Genomic DNA, 17,506 nt, shown 5'->3' with positions numbered 1-17,506 from the left:
TTGGAGGAAAATTTATGGATTTAGCAGTAAGTATTAAAGAGTTAAATAAAATATTTAATAATAAAAAGGTTTTAAATGATTTATCTTTGGATATAGAAGATAATAAAATTTATGGCTTAGCTGGAAGAAATGGAGCTGGAAAAACAACTTTACTAAAGATAATAGCTTGTCATTATATAAAGAATTCAGGAACTGTAGAAGTTTTTGGAGAAGATCCTTTTGAAAACGAAAAAATTCTTTCTAAAATTTGTTTTGTTAGCGATGGAAGTAATTTTATGCCTAATATGAATTCTAAGGAGATTTTTGATATAGCAAAAATTTTTTATCCTAATTGGGATGAAGATTTTAAAGAAGAACTGATAGAAAAATTTAATTTAGATGTGAATAAAAGCTACGGAGATCTTTCTAATGGAATGAAGTCCATGGTGAGTATAATAATGGGACTAGCTAGTCGTGCACCTTTAACAATGTTTGATGAACCATATTCAGGACTTGACCCCGTAGGAAGAGAGATATTTTACAGAGCACTTTTAGAAGATTATGATATATATCCTAGATGTATAATATTTTCTACCCATTATTTAGAGGAAGTAAGTAGGCTTTTTGAAAGTATAATTATTGTCCATAAAGGTAAATTACTTCTATGTGATGATGTGGATAGTTTGAAGGAAAAAGCTTTTTATATAAGAGGGAAAAAAGAAAGGTTAGAAGAGATATCAGAAAAATTCAATATTTTAAACAAGGAATTTCATGGAGAAATAGGAACTCTTGAAATATTCCAGCCCTTATCTGATGAGGATAAAGAAAATCTAGAGGAAATGGGTTTCCAAGTAGAAACTATGCCTCTTCAGAAATTTTTTGTAAGTTTAACTATAAAGAATTAGGTGGGATATAGATGAAATTAATAAATAAAAAAAGATTTAATGTTCAGTTTAATAGATATTCTTTAGAAGGTCCTTTAATATTGTTTTTTTTATTTAGTATTATATTTGGAATGACTGGGGTTTTTTTGTTATCTTATGATGTTAACAAACCATATAAAGGTATTAATGTTAGTGGCTTTATATGGTTTTTATGCATTATGGTTCCTAGATCCTATGATACAGAAAAATTAAAAAAAGACTTAAGTTATTTTATAAGTTTAAATTATAGTAGAAAGGAATATTTTAAAAATAAGATAATATTAATTAACTTAGCTATAAGTGCTTCCGTTCTATTCTCTAAAATTTTAGTATTTATGCTGTTTACTTCTACAGAGCGTTATAGTGTATTTGGATATTTAGGATTTGTTATGGAGAAAAATTTTATTTCTTTTTTAAAATTAAGCTTTATAAATATTGTTATTTATAATTTATTTTATAGCTTTATTATTATAGTACAAATTTTATTTATTAAGATTATACCTAAAAAGGCAGGAAATTTAATATCTAAAGTTGTATGGGCTATAGCATTCTTAATATTCTGGCGTGGGTTAAGTGATATTTATATACATATAACAGCACCTAGTATTACTTTGGTATCTTCCATATTATTTATCTTTATAGCATATTATATTTACTATAAATTTATTATGACTTTGGATGTTTAATGATTTGCAAAATTTAAACTAAAATCAGATAATCAGATAAGTAAGTGTGAAAAATTTTACTTATCTGATTTTTAATAATATTGACAAATGAATTTTAAAAGTATATTATTGATTTATAAATTACAATTGTAATCTAAGGAGTGTTACTATGACTACATTACCTAAAATATCTGAAGCAGAATGGGAAGTTATGAAAATAATATGGGATAACAATCCTTGTAGTGCTAATTATGTTATAGAAAATTTAGAAAGTAAAATGGATTGGAAGCCTAAAACCATAAAAACATTGATAAGCAGATTAGTAAAAAAAGAAGTATTAGCATTTAAAATAAACGGAAGATCTTACTATTATTATCCTTTAGTAAAAAAAGAGGATTGTATAAAAGAAGAAAGTCATTCTTTTTTGCACAGAGTATTTAATGGAGTAGCTAAAGATATGGTATTAAATTTTATAGAAGATCATAACCTTACAGATGAAGATATAGAGGATTTAAAAAAAGTTTTAGAGAAGAGAAAATGATATGGATAAGCTAGTATTTTATACATTTTTAGTTTTTAAACTAATTATAGAACTATCGATTTTCTCCATTATACCTATAATACTTATAATTACAATAAACAAACTTTTAAATAAGAAAATTCCTGTAAAATTTCAATATCTACTTTATATTTTCATATTAATAAGATTAATTTTGCCTGTAATGCCTAAAAGTTCTTTAAGCTTATACAACAGAGCAGAAATATTAGCTACATCAAATCATAAAAATAATATAGTAGATATGATAAAAAATGAAGATAAATCTAAAAGTTATGATAGTAGCTTAAATTATTATAAAGAAATAGATGGAAGCTTTAAACAACCTCAGTATATAAGCTTCTCTTATGCTATGAAAAAATCCTCCTTTTACACAAAATATTTATTTATATTATGGTATTTAGGAGTGTGCGCCTTAATCATATATAGTATAGTAAACCATATAAGGTTTTGTAAAAAAATAAAGTATATTAAAGAAGTAGATGACGAAAAAATAATACATACATTATTAGAATGTAGCAAGTTTCTTAAAATTAAATCAAACTTTAAATTACTAGAATTAAATTTTATAAGCAGCCCTGCTATATTTGGATTAAAAAACCCTATAATATTGATTCCAAAAGGATTGTTAGCAGAAATTAAAAAACAGGATTTAAAAAATATATTTCTACATGAATTATGTCACTATAAAAGAAAAGATATTTTTATTTTATATTTAGCTAAAATTATTTGTATATTCTACTGGTTTAACCCTCTAATTTGGTATACTGTTAATAAATTAAAGAAGACCTTAGAATTAAGTTGTGATGAAATGGTACTTTCCTATATGAATATAGAAGAAAAATTAAGTTATGGACATACTATAATAAATCTTCTTGCTTATTCAAAAAATAATTCGAAAGTATATATGCCTTTAAATATGATAGGAAATAAAAAAGAGGTCACTAAAAGAATATTATTTATACGTGATTTTAAAAAGAAGGGATTATACGCTACAGCCCTATCTTTAATTATAGTGATTTTAACTGGTGCCATTATGTTAACGGAACGCAATGGAACAGTTTCTGCAGCTATAGATAAAGATATATCTTCTAATTATGTAATAGATGAAGAAGGAAGAATTAGAAAAATAGATAATATAAATATTCCATTCATTAAAGATGACAATATCTTAGGGAAATGGATATCTGTAGATTTTATAGAAAACATTAAAGATTTTACCCCACATAAGAGAAGTTGCAAAGCCGACTTATATCTTAAGGGTTTAGAGTTTTTCCCAAATGGAAAAACAAGCATAAATTGCTGGAACTGGTCAAAAAATCTAATTATATGTCCTTGTGATAAGACAGTTAGTAAGTATTACATAAAAAATATAGATAATGAGGAATATATATTTTTGCAATGGAAAAGCGGAGATTATACATTTAGAAATATGCAACCATTTTATTATGTATTAAAAAAAGTTAAGTAATATTTTTCTTATTAGAGATATCACCTTTGGTAGCTCTAATAAGAAATTTTATACCCCCCCGAAGATTACACTTGTAATCTTGTTATGAAGTTAAATTTTAAGGAGGATTATTATGTGGAACCGTATTAAAAAATTTAGTGCTAAAAAGAAAGTGTGTGTTTCAATTATTATTATTTTAGCTTTATTTGTAGTATTTGCTTTTACTTTTCCAATAGGTAAATATCAGGATTGTAAAGTAAATGGTAATAGTGGAATAGCTAGAGTACCTAAAGCTATAGATTACAAAAGAGGAAAACTTAAAGAACTTCCAAAGTATGAAGAAAACTCTAATAAAATGTGGCAAGTTGATTTAAGAAGTTATGATTTATCTGAACTAGATATTAAAAATAATTTAAAAGATTTAATTTATGCAGACTTTGATAGTAAAACAAAGTGGCCCTCTACCCTTCCAAATGGATTTGATAAAAACACTATTATGGAATATGGAAAAAATCCAGGCTTGAATTTAAGAAAACTTCATGAAAAAGGCATTACAGGAAAAGGAGTTAGCATGGCTATTATCGATCAAACTCTTTTAATTGACCATGAAGAATATAAGGATAGATTAAAATTTTATGAAGAAATACATAACTTTGAGGATGGTGGCGGTGCCTCTATGCATGGAGCAGCTGTTAGTTCTATTGCAGTAGGAAAAACTGTAGGCGTTGCTCCAGAAGCAGATTTATACTACATTGCAGAAACTCATGGTAAATTTACTTTGAGTAGCTTTGTAACAGGATTCCCTTTTGATTTTACTTATTTAGCAAAATCTATAGATAGAATTATAGAAATAAATAAAACTTTACCTAAAGAAAAAAAGATAAGAGCTATTTCTATGTCTATAGGATGGGATGAAAGACAAAATGGCTTTAAAGAAGTAGACGCGGCAGTAAAAAGAGCTATGGATGAAGGCATATTAGTAGTCTCTACAAGCTTTGATAGATATTATGGAGTTAACTTTTGGGGCCTTGGAAGAGATAGTATGAAAGACCCAGAGGATTTTAAAAGCTACGAGCCAGGCATATTTTGGAGAGATGCATTTTTTAAAGATAATGAAAGATTTAGTTCAGGAAAGAACATTATGGTACCAATGGATAGCAGATGTACTGCCTCTCCTACAGGAGCGTCAGATTATGTGTTCTATAGACAAGGTGGATTAAGTTGGGCTGTTCCTTATATAGCAGCTTTATATACTCTATGCTGCCAAGTAAACCCTGATATAACTCCAGAGGAATTTTTACAAGCTGCAGTAGATACAGGCGACGTAATTCAAATAGAAAAAGATAATAAAAAATATAATTTAGGCAAAATAGTAAACTCAGAAAAGCTTATAGAAAAAGTACATAAATAGGGAGTGTTATGTGAGCACCCCCTATTTATCTATTCTATATCAAACTATGCTCTTCTTCTCAGAATAATTCTTTTACTGCTAAAATAAGTTGCTAGAAAATAAGAGCCATAAACAATGGTAATGAGAATTGCTGTTATGATTATATTACCTATGGCGTTAATATTCCCTGCATCTCTTATCACATCATTTGCCACTTTTATTCCTACCATTGAAATAAAATCGTTGTTTTTTCACCAACCTCACAGAAACCACATTTTCTATACATATCTTTAGCTGTATCTTCACTATCAGTTATAACATATGCTTTATCTACTCCTAGTTTCTCTGATATCATTAATAAATGCTTTAGAAACGCTGTACCAAACCCTTTACGTTGATATTTTTCTAAAATATCAAAATCCTCTATTTTTGCAATGTTATTGTTTATAAACAACTCACAATTGCCTACTGGAATACCTTTATCATAACAGACATAAAATTTAAAATTACTTATGGAGTTGTAAGCTTGTACCTTTCTATAGATTCTCTTCTTTGAAAATTCTTCTCCCATTGCAGGTGAATTAGCTTGAATATCAACTCTAATACCGTCTTCCAACACCTTTTGGGACACTGCCTCTTCTATGGTACATTCCTCTTTTTCTTTTAAAGAATTATATTTACATGTTGGAATAGACATATAATAATACTTTGTAATTTCGGGGAATATATTTAAATTTTTAAGTGCATTGGAGCTTAAGGAAAAATTAGCTTCTAACTGCAAAAAGCTTTTATTCTCTTTAACACTTCGTTCTAGTTCTTTTAATATAATGTGATTTATCTCATCATCAGATAAACCATTTTTCAGTAAAATAAAATTATGGGCATACATATCAGGGATACTATCATCTCTGAATCGAATTTTCTTTTCTTCTTCTATACATTGTGAAAAACACTTTACATATTCAATTTCAGTATTATGTAATAAGTTAAACATAACTTTCTCATCCTTCCTAATTCAAAATGTAGATTTCTCTTAAGTCATTTATCAAGTCATAATTCTAATGATAATGTTTGCCGACATACCATACCCCCTGTGCATAATTTTCCAATGTAAAGTATATACATATTATGAATTAATTATAGCATATTATTCCAGTCTCAAAATCAATAAAAAACTCTTTGGCGTTTTTCTTCTATTCTTAACCAAAGAGTTTCTCTTGAATTACGACGTGAAAATACCGTAAAATTCACTTTTGAATAATACGGTATTAAAATACATTATTGATTTCTAACATTCTATTGGTAAGTTCTATGTTGCAAAAACTTTATCCCTCAATAAACTTCATCAATTCTTCATTAAATTTGTCTTTCTGATCATAGAAGGATGCGTGACCGCTATATTTAAATGGTACAAGCTTGGAATTTTTAATGCCTCGTTTTTGTACTTCACCTAGTTCGAATGGAACAACTTTATCATGAATACCATGAATAATTAATGTTGGAACCTTTATTGTTCCTAAATCATAAAATAGTTCTTCACGTAACCAAGTATTTGCAATGGCAGCGGTTGACCACCCCGCCGCTTGTAATCCCAATTGTAAGAACCAATAGGAAAATGGCTCAGTTATATGCTGAAAGAAAAATATATCACCGAAATCACTTAACATTTTAGGACGATCACTGTATGTTCCTTCAATAATTTTGATTACAATTTCCCTATCTAAACCATAAGGAAAATTAGGGCGTTTGATAAGACTAGGAGCTGCTGCTGCAAAAAGAGCAAGTTTGGACACACCATATCCATTATGTCTAGCCATATATCTAATAGCAATTGCTCCACCTGTTGAGTGACCTGCCAGTATAAAATGTTTTAATTTGAGTGCTTCAACTACACATTTAACATCATCAGCTAATCGATTGTAGTCATATCCTTCCCATGGCTTATCCGATTCACCAAATCCTCTTTGATCTATTCCAATACATCTGTATCCTTTCTTAGGAAGCTCATTAAACTGATATTCAAATAGTTTGTGGCTTCCAGGCCAACCATGCAAAAACACAATTGTCTTATCACCTTGTGGATTAAGATCTTCTACGTAAATTTTTACATCGGGCTCTACTTTAACATAGTATCCCATGAAAATACCTCCAATATTAAATGGCTATATTCACATGTTATTCACTTAACCACGGGTTTATGAATGAAGAATATATTTTTCAGCCGCCAACGCTGCTATGGTCCCATCTGAAACCGCTGTTGTTATCTGCCTAAATTTCTTATCCCTTATATCCCCCGCTGCATATACTCCCTCTATGTTAGTCTGCATATTTTCATCTCTAATAATATATCCATTAGTTGTAAGACTTAAACACTATTTTCATACATCGCTCCGTCACATACGGCACAATAATGAATTCCCTTACTTAAAAATCTTTCTTCATTTGGAATTGGAAGTTTCTTTGCGTTGCCCTTATTGTGGACATATTTTAGTAGCTAAGAAGAACCGTAAGCATTTTAGATTACGCTAGTAGTCAAAGCTATTTTGATGTAATATCACAATATTATTTTAAATTCTTTGAACTATATTTTTTCATAACTCACTTTACACTATCAAAAATTTTGAGTAAACAAAAAACCGAAGTTGTCATTTTTGACAACTGCAGTTCCGTATTCATCTGCTAAATTTAATTTTACACAACTTCTTCTTGATGGTTTAGAAGTTTTCTCTATACTTTCTCCACATAGCCTGTAACACGCAGAACATTGCAGATTACTATTTAGGCAGGTATTCTGGCTCAAGTATCATAATTTTTTTAACCTTCCCGAATTACCAGTGGCATTTCTAAAAAAGCTCCTCAAATTTAAAATTAATTTTTGATTTGTGTTAATCTGTATTAAAAGGTATATTACTATAAAAATGCTTTTAATTTCTCAACATTTTCTTCCTCGAACTTTTGCAGCCCTTTCATTAAAGAAACAATATCATCTTCTGCTTCTTTATATTTCTTTACATTTTTTATTGCGTCTATAATTCCCATATTACTTCCTAAAATCATCATTTCAGAAACATGAGAAGAGGTTTTATCATTTAACGTTTGAAGATTAATCATAAGATAAGTTTTTATCTTATTAAAAGCACCTATACCCTTTTCATCATACCCATTTTTATTAAGTATTTCTTTAGCTGACTGGTGGATTTCTTCATAACCCTTTAACTGTTCATGCAAATGATTTTTCAATTTTTTATCTTCAACAATTTTAATTAACTGCTGAATTGTATTCACACCCATTTGGGAATTTTGGTATATAAAATTTAAAAGCTCCACATTTCCATTCATGTTTTAACGCTCCTTCCTTAAGTTAGTCTTAACTGAAATAATGAAAAAAATTCATTACATAAAAGAAGGCACCCATTTATAGATGCCTTCTTTTATCAATGTTGTAATTTATATTATCTTTCTTTTTCCACAATATATTTTTCAGCCGCCAACGCTGCTATGGTCCCATCTGAAACCGCTGTTGTTATCTGCCTAAATTTCTTATCTCTTACATCCCCTGCTGCATATACTCCCTCTATGTTAGTCTGCATATTTTCATCTGTAATAATATATCCATTAGGTGTAAGATTTAAATACTCTTTAAATAAGTCTGTTTTTGGTTCAGTACCGATATATCCAAAAATCGCATTTAACTCTATCTCTTTTTCTTCACTAGTTTTTGTATTTTTTATAAATGCTTTGCTTACAAAATTTTCACCATCAACATTAATTAAATCCCAATTATACATAACTTCAATTTTAGGATTGTTTAAGACCTCATCTAGAGTTGATTTTTCACCTTTAAAATAATCATATCTCCTAATCATTATAACCTTTGAAGCAAATTTGGTAAGAAATAATGCTTCTTCTAAAGCTGAATTTCCTCCACCCACAACTCCCACTATGCTATTTTCATACATGGCTCCGTCGCATACGGCACAATAATGAATTCCCTTACTTAAAAATCTTTCTTCATTTGGAATTGGAAGTTTCTTTGGTGTTGCCCCCGTAGAAATTATAATTGCCTTAGGTCTATATATGAACTTTTTTGTTTCAATTAATTTTTCATTATCATTTAAACTAGCATTAAGAATTTTGCTAAATTTCTCAATTTTAACTTCTATCTCATTAGCTTGCTCTGCCATTAAATCCGCTAAATCATTACCTGATACAGCTTTAAACCCAGGGTAGTTTTCTATAGTATAGCTGTTTCGGACTTGACCTCCTATTAATTGATTTTCAAGTAGAACCATATTCATCTTTGCCCTTACAGCGTATATACCAGCGGTAAGTCCCGCTGGCCCTCCACCTATTATTAATAAATCTAAATCTTTTACTTCTTTATTCATTTGTACTCTCACCCCGATAAATCTTTAAGGAAGGCAAATTCCTGCCTCCCTTTATATACTGCACTATAGTCCTAATACTCTGTCAATGCTTGCTTGATCAAAGCCAACAATTATGTCTCCGTCGATATCAATTACAGGTACGCCCCTCTGACCTGATTTATTAATCATTTCAGCGGCAGCTTTATCATCCTTAGTGACGTCATGTTCCACATAAGCTATATTATTTGATTTTAGGTAATCCTTTACCACTCTACACCATGAGCAGGTAGGTGTTGTATAAACTACTACATTCATGTACTTCTCCTCCTACATTTTTTATTTTACATTAATTATGTTTTACTAAAAACCTATGTTTATGCCCATTTTATGTTTTTACCTAATGGGTTTAAAAGACTTCTTATCTTTAAACTCTAAAAAACAAATTTCAAAAGCAATTCTAAGAAAACAGGCAGTTTAAGCCCCGAAGTAACTTAAAACTGCCTGTTAAAATTAATAATTAGTTTCTTGCTAATGATTCACCTAAGTTTCTGCATTGTTCAAGTCCTTCTTCATCAGGAGATTCATTGATTATCAGCCCATCCGCTACAAGTTCTGCTCCATATTCTATCATTCTAGCTTGCCAATCAATCATCCACTCACCATTTCCCCATCCATATGATCCAAATAAAGCCAGCTGCTTACCTTTTACGGCCTCTGAAATTGATTCAACAAATGGCTCCATCTCTCCTTCCTCTAATACCTCTGAACCCATAGACGGACAACCAAGTGCTACTGCATCAGCATTTGCCACATCTTCAACTTTTGCTTCACTTACATTTAACAGTGTAACCTTAGCTTCTTCTATCCTGGCACCCTCAACTAATGCATTTGCCATAGCCTCCGTATTACCTGTTCCACTCCAATAAACAACAACTATGTTTTTCATACTATTCCTCCTATTTAATATTAATTCTTTATTATAATTTATGTATTTTTGAATTATATTGATAATGATTATCATTTTCAATATAATTTTACTACTTTATTTCGTACTTGTAAATACCCCATTTACTTTTTTTATAATTGCATTTTATACTGATACTGCTCCTCTAGATCCATTTTGCACTTACTATATGGCATATGTGTAGCTTTATAAATACAAAAACTTGATATTAAGCTTATAATCATGTAACCTATGATTATAATTATTAATTAGGAGGTCTTAGCTATGAAGTTTACTTTTAATCATAATAACATTAATGTTCTTGACCTGGAAAAAAGTATAGCTTTTTATAAAGAAAATCTAGGATTAGTAGAGATGAGACGTAAATGTTCAGAAGATGGTAGCTTTATCTTAGTGTTTCTAGGAGATGGTGTTACTGGTCATAGTTTAGAATTGACTTGGTTAAGAGATTGGTCAACTCCTTATAACTTAGGAGATAATGAGTTCCATATTGCTTTTCATGTAGATGATTTTGAAGGAGCATATTCTCTACATAAGAATAATCAATGCATTTGTTATGAAAATAAAGCTATGGGCATTTATTTTATATCAGATCCTGATGGCTATTGGGTTGAAATCATTCCTGCAAACCGTTAAATTATAAATAATTAAAAATAAATGTTAACTTTAATAAAAAAGATTAGCAAATAATAACTTCCAGTTTTATTATGACACCAATAGTCTTAACAAAAACTGGAAGTTATGCTTTATAACAGGATTAAACTGTGATTTTACCCATAACCACTGGATGCTTTGCTCCTGTTACTGAAGGAACATTGTTAGAATTTCCATGGATAGCTTCATTAGCTAAAATAGCAAAGGCTATTGCTTCTTTAGCATCGCTGGAATACCCAAAGGCTTCTTGCGTATTTATTGAAACCATTGGTAACCTTTGTTCTAGCATAGAGATTAATGTATTATTATAGCTCCCTCCTCCACCTATAATTACTTCATCTACATCATATTTATTAGACACATATTTTTCGTAATGATATGCTATAGATTCTACAGTAAAGGCTGCTACTGTGGCAACAATATCTTCTTTACATAAATTCATACTAGAACATTTAGCGAGTAATTTTTTAGTATAATCTACACCAAATACTTCTCTTCCTGTAGTCTTAGGAGGTATGGTTTTTATATACGGATGATCCATCATCTCACCTAGAAGCTTCTTATGAACTTTGCCTTTCCCGGCAATAGTTCCATCTTTATCAAAATTTTTCTCCCCGTTAGTTAAATGAAAGACCACTCTATCTATAATCATGTTACCGGGGCCTGTATCAAAGGCTAAAACTTCCTCTAAAGTACAATTTTTAGGAAGTATTGTTGCATTGCCTATGCCTCCAATATTTTGTAGAATTCTAGTTTTGTCTTCACTTCTATAAAGTAAATATTCCGTATATGGAACTAAGGGTGCACCATGTCCCCCTGCAGCTATATCTCTCACACGAAAATCTCCAACAACTGGAATATTTGTCCTTTCAGCAATAACAGATAACTCTCCTATTTGTAATGTACTATTTTGAGGAATGTGATAGATTGTTTGCCCATGAGATCCTATAAGGTCAATATGGCTTAATTGAATTTTATTTTTATTACAAATAGAAATAACTGCATGGGCAAATAATTCACCTAGCTTAAAGTTTAATCTGCAAATTTTCTCTACATTTGAACTTCCAATAGAGCAGCATTCAAGTATTTCTCTCCTAATATCATCGGGCATCGGTAAGTTATCAAAATACATGGGCTTTATTTTAGTATTAATTCCATTGCCTTCTATCTGGACTAATGCACAGTCTATTCCATCTAATGATGTACCTGACATTAATCCTACCACTAGTTTTTTATCTTTATTATATAATTTAATAAGCTTTTCCACCTAATCACCTAAATCTTTAAATGTAATTAGCTCTATATTTTCCGCTACCAGCCACTCTTTTAATTCTTCACTTTTTAAAATCTTTAATTCTTCTGCTCTATTTTTATTATAGGAGCTAATTTTCTCCAATTCTTCATCACAAAAAGCAGGATGACACATAATTTCAGTAGTACCATGGTCTAAATCGTTTATTATGGATTTAAGATTATCAAGAGTAGCTTTTTCGCCATAAAAATCCCAAGTAAAATAGTCTGTAGTTTTAATACCTATTTCATCGTACAATTTTTTACACTCAATATTAGAGCTTCTTAAGGGTACATTATACTCCTTTGCTAAATTAGCCACGATTTCACGTACTCCATCATACATATGAATATGATGATGGCCATCCATGTGACTTAAATTTATTCCTATTTGAAAAAATTTATTTATTTGAGCTCTGAGTTCCCGTTCAGCTTCCTCTAAATTCATAGCTGGACATAAACTTGTAGTTCTTTTATAAAAGATCCCTCTTTCATCTACTAAAGATGGCACTTCTTTTCCACTTAAAATTGGCTTCCCGCAAGTTAATGTCAAATGAATTCCAAAAGAAATAATACCATTTTCCTTTGCTAATTTAACAGCTTCTTCTGCCTTTGGCATATTAACCATTAAAGTTGTACTGGTGACAACTCCATTTTTAATAGCTTCAACAATTCCTTTATTACATCCACTTGTTAACCCAAAATCATCTGCATTAAAAATTATTTTCTTCATTGTATTCCTCCGTTATCCCTGTATTAATTCTTCAATTTTATTTTTAAATTGTGAAAGATATTCACTATTCTCAATAAGTATATCCTTTAATAGTTTTTTAGCTACTGTAACTGAAGGTACAAGAGGATGGACAGTTAAAGCTTGTAATGCTAAGTTATAATCTCCTTTTACTCCAGCTTCAACTGCCAGTTCCTCATAAGCCTTTACACCATTGATCAAGCCATAAATTTTAGAGGACAATTCTCTAATTTGAATTGGATGAGCTCCTGTTTTATCTACTGAACAAGTAACTTCTATTACTGCATCTTCTGGCAAACCTTTTATTGTTCCATTGTTTTTTATATTCACCACATGTAGTTCCTTTTTATCATTATATATAGCACTAATTAAAGATACTGCCGCTTCTGAATAATAGGCTCCTCCACGTTTTTCAAGCTCCCTTGGTTTTTCTTGAAGATTCACATCTTTATATAATTCAAATAATTCCCTTTCAACTTTTTGTACCTGTTCTGCTCTTGTGCCTTCCCCGCCTTTTTCTATAGACTTTTTCTCCTCTTCTACCATTTGATCTGTCATGTAATAGTATCTGTGATATGGACAAGGTAACATCCCTAACGAATCTAAAAATTCTTTATCCCATTTTAAATCAGGAATGTTTTTCATAGTAAGGGCTGCACCATCGCTAAGCTTATTAAGTATTTCCCGGGTAACATCTTCTCCATCTAAATACACCTTTTCTCCCCATACCAAATGGTTTAATCCAACAAAATCGATTTTTATGCGGTTGCTATCTACTTCCAAAATATTTGCAACCATTTTAATCATTCCAATAGGTACATTGCATAAACCAATAACTTTTACATCAGTAAATTTCTCAACTACTTCTGTAATTAGCCCTGCAGGATTAGTAAAATTTATTAACCATGCATTTGGAGCTAATTTTTCAATATCTCTACAGATATCTAATATAACAGGAATTGTTCTCATAGCCTTTGCAAAACCACCAGGACCTGTGGTCTCTTGTCCTAGCACATCATATTTTAGAGGAATTCTCTCGTCTCTAGCTCTAGCTTGAAGACCTCCTACTCTAAATTGAGTGGTGACAAAGTCTGCATCTTTTATAGCTGCTCTTCTATCTGTAGTTAGGACAACTTTCATATCTAATCCAGCTTTCTTTACCATTCTTTGAGCTAGTGCTCCCACAATTTCTAACTTCCACATGCCTTCAGGAATATCTACCAAATAAATCTCCCCTACAGGAAGTTCATGATACCTCTTAATAAATCCTTCAATAATTTCAGGAGTGTAACTACTTCCACCACCGATAATAGCTATTTTTAATTTTTTCATTTCTACCCTCCTTGTTTATTTTCCAATTCATTAATACGTTTATATAAAGCTATCATATTCTCTATTAAGTTCTTTTCCGCTACCGCTGTCATTAAATGATCTTGGGCATGAACCATAAGCAAAGACATTTCTACTTTTTCACCGTTAATTTCGCTTTGTATCATAGCTGTCTGTGTTTTATGAGCGATTTTCATTTCCTCCTCTGCAGCCTCTAAATGTTCTTTTGCTTTTTGAAAATCACCATTTTGTGCAGCATTTAAAGCGTCGTATGCTTCCCCTCTTGCATTTCCTCCATGCAAAATTATTTCAAATATTAACTCTTCAGTTGTCATTTCCATACCCCCTCATCATACTATCAATGAAGCACCAGTGTTACTGGTGCTTCTTACTGGTGTTTTTATTAGTCTAAAGTTAAATTAGCTTGTTCACTTGCTATTCCATCTATTGTTTCTTCAAGAATCATCTTCTTTTCATATGCCTTAAAGAATGGATAGTAGATTGCCGCCATGATAATTATATTTATAATTACTAGCACAGCTGCTCTCCAGTCCCCACCTGTGGAAAGGTATGCACCTATTGGAGCTGGTAGTGTCCATGGTGGTTGAATATATGGTTTATTAACCAAATTTAACGCCATAGCATAGTAGCTAATAGTTCCTGTAATTAATGGTCCAATGATAAATGGAATGCCTAAAATTGGGTTTAACATAATTGGTGCACCAAAGATTATAGGTTCGTTAATATTACAAATACCTGGAATTAATGAAGCTCTGCCAACGCTTCTTAAATATTTAGATTTAGAGAATACCATCCAAATTAATAATCCTAAAGTAGCACCTGATCCACCTATCCAAATAAACCATTGGAAGAAAGGTTCTGGAGCAATATTAGGGATAGCTTGATTTGCTGCTGCCGCTGCGGTATTTTCATCTAATAATACTAACCAAATTGGCCTTGCCACTGAACCTACTACAGATACGCCGTGAATACCAGCAGACCATAAAAGAGTAATTAAAAGAATTGGAATTAGTATTCCTGGTAAAGTATTTCCCGCCGTTACAAGTGGCTTAAATAAATCCATGATAAATCCTTGAATATCAAATCCTATCATATGTCTTATTGCCCAAATAACAATAAGAATAATTGCTCCTGGGACTAACGCTTCAAAGGATCTTGATACTGCTTCTGGTACGCTTTCTGGCATTTTAATAACAAAGTTTATCCTCTGTAAAAATCTCATTACTTCAACTGCAAATATAGACATAATTATTGCAACGAACATACCTGCTCCACCAGCATTGCCCATTGGAAGCATCCAGCCATGTCCTTCAATGTTTTGTGGAATCATAGTTAGCAAAAAAGCCGCTAATGAAAGTACTCCTCCAGATATTCCATCCAGTTTATATGATCTAGCCAAACTATAACCTATACCATAACAAGCATATAAAGACATAAGTCCAACAGTTAATCTAAAAGGAATTAAAATATTGCCGGCATAGGGTTTTACTAATTCCGCCAATTTTGCTGATGGTGGAGATGCAAATATTAAGAAAAAGCTTCCTACAATAATTAACGGAATAGTAGAAATAATACCATCTCTAATAGCTTTTAGATGCCTTTGCTCTGCCAATTTTGTCATCGGTGGCATTAGAAATTTTTCAATAATTTCGAAAAACTTGCTCACTAAAATTCCTCCTATTATTTCATTAATTCTTTAATTTGTTGAATTACCTTAACCCCTCCTAATGGTCCGTATCCTTGAGGAGTGATTAAAGCTATTGGTATATTAACTTCTTTAGCAACGGCTTCAAATCCCGCATATCTATGCCTTACCTGTGGAGCTACTAAAGCAATGTTCCACTCACCACCCTTTAATTCATCTTCAAATTCCCCTGTTCCTACAGCCTTTATATTCATTGGTATACCTTGCTTATCCGCCTCATTTTTGATAGATTTAACAACTATAGAGCTAGACATTCCACCAGAACAAACTAAAAGCACATTAGTCATACTAATCCTCCCCTTCATAATCTTCTAGCGCCTTTTTTATAAATCCCTTAGCATCTTTTAATCTCTTTATTGCTTCTTCTTTATTGCAATGAGTTTTTATCATTACAATTGCTACCTTGGGTTGAAAATTACACTCTTTTAAAGCCTTCGCTGCAACCTCTTCATCTTTAGCAGTTGCCAACATAACAATTCTGTTGGCACGATGAACTAATTTTTTATTAGTTGTCTGTACATCCACCATTAAATTGTTATATACCTTTCCAATTCCAATCATGGAGGCTGTAGTCAACATATTAAGTATAAGCTTTTGTGCCGTACCTGATTTTAATCTTGTAGACCCTGTAATTACTTCTGGTCCAACTATGGGAGTTATAGCAATATCTACAATTTTTGTAATAGATGCTCCCTCGTTACAGCAAATTGATACTGTAGTTGCTCCTATTGACTTTGCATAGTTTAATCCACTTACAACATAAGGAGTTCCTCCGCTAGCTGCAATACCAACCACTACATCTTTATAAGTTAGAGCAATATTTTTCAAATCCTTAATTCCTTCTTCCTCACAATCTTCTGCACCTTCTACAGCTTCCACTAAAGCTATTTCTCCCCCTGCAATGAGTCCAACTACCATTTCTTTCGATGTGCCAAAAGTAGGGGGACATTCAGTTGCATCTAATATTCCCAATCGTCCACTAGTACCAGCACCCAAATAAATTAATCTACCATTGTTATTAAAGGCTTCAACAATTTTTTCTACCGCTTTGACAATATTGGGTAATTCCTTTTCTACTGCTAAGGGTACCTTTTTATCCTCTTCATTCATAATTTTTAAAATATCATAAGTAGACTTTTCATCAATATCTACAGTATTACAGTTGACCTTTTCTGTCGTTAAGTCTTCTAACTGACTATTCATTATGCACTCCCTCTCTTAGTACTTCTTATCCTTTACAACTTCTCTAGTTTTATATAGATAATCAATTACTTCATCGTATAGTTTACATGCTACACCAACGAATAAACTATCAACTACATTTAACTGAGCAATTCTAGATGCCATAGCTCCACTTCTAAAATTATTTTCTACAGCAGCAATGAATAACTTTATATCCGATGTACTAACAATTGGAGAATCTCCATATTGGGTTATGCAAATAGTTGTAGCTCCTTTATCC

At 31.2% G+C, this 17,506-nt stretch carries 21 protein-coding genes and 1 pseudogene; 6 read left to right on the top strand and 16 right to left on the bottom strand.

Annotated features, from left to right (window positions below):
* Positions 1–14 precede the first annotated feature (14 nt).
* From RYO54_RS17535 to RYO54_RS17515, 5 genes are all read left to right on the top strand, one after another.
* The gene (locus RYO54_RS17535) at positions 15–884 is read left to right on the top strand and encodes an ABC transporter ATP-binding protein (RefSeq protein ID WP_315121702.1); all 870 of its coding nucleotides are present in this window, start codon (positions 15–17) and stop codon (positions 882–884) included.
* 11 nt (positions 885–895) lie between these two features.
* Positions 896–1,588, top strand: a complete 693-nt coding sequence (locus tag RYO54_RS17530; RefSeq protein ID WP_315121700.1) for a hypothetical protein — start codon at positions 896–898, stop codon at positions 1,586–1,588.
* 148 nt (positions 1,589–1,736) lie between these two features.
* On the top strand, positions 1,737–2,108 hold the full coding sequence (locus RYO54_RS17525; RefSeq protein ID WP_315121698.1) for a BlaI/MecI/CopY family transcriptional regulator: 372 nt from the start codon (positions 1,737–1,739) through the stop codon (positions 2,106–2,108).
* 1 nt (position 2,109) lies between these two features.
* The gene (locus RYO54_RS17520) at positions 2,110–3,594 is read left to right on the top strand and encodes a M56 family metallopeptidase (protein ID WP_315121696.1); all 1,485 of its coding nucleotides are present in this window, start codon (positions 2,110–2,112) and stop codon (positions 3,592–3,594) included.
* 112 nt (positions 3,595–3,706) lie between these two features.
* A complete protein-coding gene (locus tag RYO54_RS17515; RefSeq protein ID WP_315121694.1) occupies positions 3,707–4,984 on the top strand; it encodes a S8/S53 family peptidase in 1,278 nt (425 codons plus the stop codon).
* 44 nt (positions 4,985–5,028) lie between these two features.
* Here RYO54_RS17515 and RYO54_RS17510 read toward each other — a convergent pair whose 3' ends face one another.
* From RYO54_RS17510 to RYO54_RS17475, 8 genes and pseudogenes are all read right to left on the bottom strand, one after another.
* On the bottom strand, positions 5,029–5,193 hold the full coding sequence (locus RYO54_RS17510) for a hypothetical protein (RefSeq protein WP_315121692.1): 165 nt from the start codon (positions 5,191–5,193) through the stop codon (positions 5,029–5,031).
* Positions 5,187–5,957: a GNAT family N-acetyltransferase gene (locus RYO54_RS17505; protein WP_315121691.1), complete on the bottom strand. Its 771-nt coding sequence runs from the start codon at positions 5,955–5,957 to the stop codon at positions 5,187–5,189. Before RYO54_RS17505 ends, RYO54_RS17510 begins: the two co-directional genes overlap by 7 nt.
* Positions 5,958–6,288: 331 nt before the next feature.
* Positions 6,289–7,101, bottom strand: coding sequence for an alpha/beta hydrolase (locus RYO54_RS17500; protein ID WP_315121689.1), 813 nt, complete (start codon positions 7,099–7,101; stop codon positions 6,289–6,291).
* A gap of 57 nt (positions 7,102–7,158) precedes the next feature.
* Positions 7,159–7,332, bottom strand: a pseudogene (locus RYO54_RS20225) (NAD(P)/FAD-dependent oxidoreductase); the annotation flags it as partial.
* 541 nt (positions 7,333–7,873) lie between these two features.
* A complete protein-coding gene (locus RYO54_RS17490; protein ID WP_315121688.1) occupies positions 7,874–8,302 on the bottom strand; it encodes a hypothetical protein in 429 nt (142 codons plus the stop codon).
* Between the two features lie 113 nt (positions 8,303–8,415).
* Positions 8,416–9,351, bottom strand: a complete 936-nt coding sequence (gene trxB / locus RYO54_RS17485; protein ID WP_315121686.1) for a thioredoxin-disulfide reductase — start codon at positions 9,349–9,351, stop codon at positions 8,416–8,418.
* Between the two features lie 63 nt (positions 9,352–9,414).
* Positions 9,415–9,645: a glutaredoxin domain-containing protein gene (locus RYO54_RS17480; protein WP_315121684.1), complete on the bottom strand. Its 231-nt coding sequence runs from the start codon at positions 9,643–9,645 to the stop codon at positions 9,415–9,417.
* Between the two features lie 202 nt (positions 9,646–9,847).
* Positions 9,848–10,276, bottom strand: coding sequence for a flavodoxin (locus tag RYO54_RS17475; protein ID WP_315121683.1), 429 nt, complete (start codon positions 10,274–10,276; stop codon positions 9,848–9,850).
* 282 nt (positions 10,277–10,558) lie between these two features.
* Here RYO54_RS17475 and RYO54_RS17470 point away from each other — a divergent pair, with 282 nt between their 5' ends.
* On the top strand, positions 10,559–10,930 hold the full coding sequence (locus RYO54_RS17470) for a VOC family protein (RefSeq protein WP_315121681.1): 372 nt from the start codon (positions 10,559–10,561) through the stop codon (positions 10,928–10,930).
* Positions 10,931–11,051: 121 nt separating this feature from the next.
* Here the strand turns inward: RYO54_RS17470 and anmK are convergent, their stop codons facing one another.
* The 8 genes from anmK to RYO54_RS17430 all read right to left on the bottom strand — a co-directional run.
* Positions 11,052–12,215: an anhydro-N-acetylmuramic acid kinase AnmK gene (gene anmK / locus RYO54_RS17465; protein ID WP_315121679.1), complete on the bottom strand. Its 1,164-nt coding sequence runs from the start codon at positions 12,213–12,215 to the stop codon at positions 11,052–11,054.
* Positions 12,216–12,971 carry a chitin disaccharide deacetylase gene (gene chbG, locus RYO54_RS17460; RefSeq protein WP_315121677.1) on the bottom strand — a complete coding sequence of 252 codons (756 nt, stop codon included), beginning with the start codon at positions 12,969–12,971 and terminating at the stop codon, positions 12,216–12,218.
* Between the two features lie 12 nt (positions 12,972–12,983).
* On the bottom strand, positions 12,984–14,321 hold the full coding sequence (locus RYO54_RS17455) for a 6-phospho-beta-glucosidase (RefSeq protein WP_315121674.1): 1,338 nt from the start codon (positions 14,319–14,321) through the stop codon (positions 12,984–12,986).
* Positions 14,322–14,323: 2 nt separating this feature from the next.
* Positions 14,324–14,653, bottom strand: coding sequence for a PTS lactose/cellobiose transporter subunit IIA (locus tag RYO54_RS17450; protein WP_315121672.1), 330 nt, complete (start codon positions 14,651–14,653; stop codon positions 14,324–14,326).
* A 68-nt stretch (positions 14,654–14,721) separates the two neighbouring features.
* On the bottom strand, positions 14,722–16,005 hold the full coding sequence (locus RYO54_RS17445; protein WP_315121671.1) for a PTS sugar transporter subunit IIC: 1,284 nt from the start codon (positions 16,003–16,005) through the stop codon (positions 14,722–14,724).
* A 14-nt stretch (positions 16,006–16,019) separates the two neighbouring features.
* The gene (locus tag RYO54_RS17440; protein WP_315121670.1) at positions 16,020–16,331 is read right to left on the bottom strand and encodes a PTS sugar transporter subunit IIB; all 312 of its coding nucleotides are present in this window, start codon (positions 16,329–16,331) and stop codon (positions 16,020–16,022) included.
* 1 nt (position 16,332) lies between these two features.
* Positions 16,333–17,247, bottom strand: coding sequence for an N-acetylmuramic acid 6-phosphate etherase (gene murQ, locus RYO54_RS17435; protein WP_315121668.1), 915 nt, complete (start codon positions 17,245–17,247; stop codon positions 16,333–16,335).
* Positions 17,248–17,262: 15 nt separating this feature from the next.
* Positions 17,263–17,506, bottom strand: a 244-nt coding sequence (locus RYO54_RS17430) for a MurR/RpiR family transcriptional regulator (protein WP_399549695.1), incomplete at its 5' end; no start/stop codon positions are given.

Source organism: uncultured Clostridium sp. (assembly GCF_963515715.1).
Lineage (GTDB): Bacteria > Bacillota > Clostridia > Clostridiales > Clostridiaceae > Clostridium_AW.
This window is presented reverse-complemented; position numbering and strand designations above follow the sequence as displayed.

Bases quoted from the DNA above. Each gene is read 5' to 3' on its own strand.
- RYO54_RS17470 (WP_315121681.1), top strand. From the start codon at position 10,559: ATGAAGTTTACTTTTAATCATAATAACATTAATGTTCTTGACCTGGAA.
- RYO54_RS17505 (WP_315121691.1), bottom strand. From the start codon at position 5,957: ATGTTTAACTTATTACATAATACTGAAATTGAATATGTAAAGTGTTTT.
- murQ (WP_315121668.1), bottom strand. From the start codon at position 17,247: ATGAATAGTCAGTTAGAAGACTTAACGACAGAAAAGGTCAACTGTAAT.
- RYO54_RS17440 (WP_315121670.1), bottom strand. From the start codon at position 16,331: ATGACTAATGTGCTTTTAGTTTGTTCTGGTGGAATGTCTAGCTCTATA.
- RYO54_RS17455 (WP_315121674.1), bottom strand. From the start codon at position 14,321: ATGAAAAAATTAAAAATAGCTATTATCGGTGGTGGAAGTAGTTACACT.
- RYO54_RS17490 (WP_315121688.1), bottom strand. From the start codon at position 8,302: ATGAATGGAAATGTGGAGCTTTTAAATTTTATATACCAAAATTCCCAA.
- RYO54_RS17515 (WP_315121694.1), top strand. From the start codon at position 3,707: ATGTGGAACCGTATTAAAAAATTTAGTGCTAAAAAGAAAGTGTGTGTT.
- chbG (WP_315121677.1), bottom strand. From the start codon at position 12,971: ATGAAGAAAATAATTTTTAATGCAGATGATTTTGGGTTAACAAGTGGA.
- RYO54_RS17475 (WP_315121683.1), bottom strand. From the start codon at position 10,276: ATGAAAAACATAGTTGTTGTTTATTGGAGTGGAACAGGTAATACGGAG.
- RYO54_RS17535 (WP_315121702.1), top strand. From the start codon at position 15: ATGGATTTAGCAGTAAGTATTAAAGAGTTAAATAAAATATTTAATAAT.
- RYO54_RS17525 (WP_315121698.1), top strand. From the start codon at position 1,737: ATGACTACATTACCTAAAATATCTGAAGCAGAATGGGAAGTTATGAAA.
- trxB (WP_315121686.1), bottom strand. From the start codon at position 9,351: ATGAATAAAGAAGTAAAAGATTTAGATTTATTAATAATAGGTGGAGGG.
- RYO54_RS17450 (WP_315121672.1), bottom strand. From the start codon at position 14,653: ATGACAACTGAAGAGTTAATATTTGAAATAATTTTGCATGGAGGAAAT.
- RYO54_RS17510 (WP_315121692.1), bottom strand. From the start codon at position 5,193: ATGGTAGGAATAAAAGTGGCAAATGATGTGATAAGAGATGCAGGGAAT.
- RYO54_RS17500 (WP_315121689.1), bottom strand. From the start codon at position 7,101: ATGGGATACTATGTTAAAGTAGAGCCCGATGTAAAAATTTACGTAGAA.
- RYO54_RS17520 (WP_315121696.1), top strand. From the start codon at position 2,110: ATGGATAAGCTAGTATTTTATACATTTTTAGTTTTTAAACTAATTATA.
- RYO54_RS17530 (WP_315121700.1), top strand. From the start codon at position 896: ATGAAATTAATAAATAAAAAAAGATTTAATGTTCAGTTTAATAGATAT.
- RYO54_RS17480 (WP_315121684.1), bottom strand. From the start codon at position 9,645: ATGAATGTAGTAGTTTATACAACACCTACCTGCTCATGGTGTAGAGTG.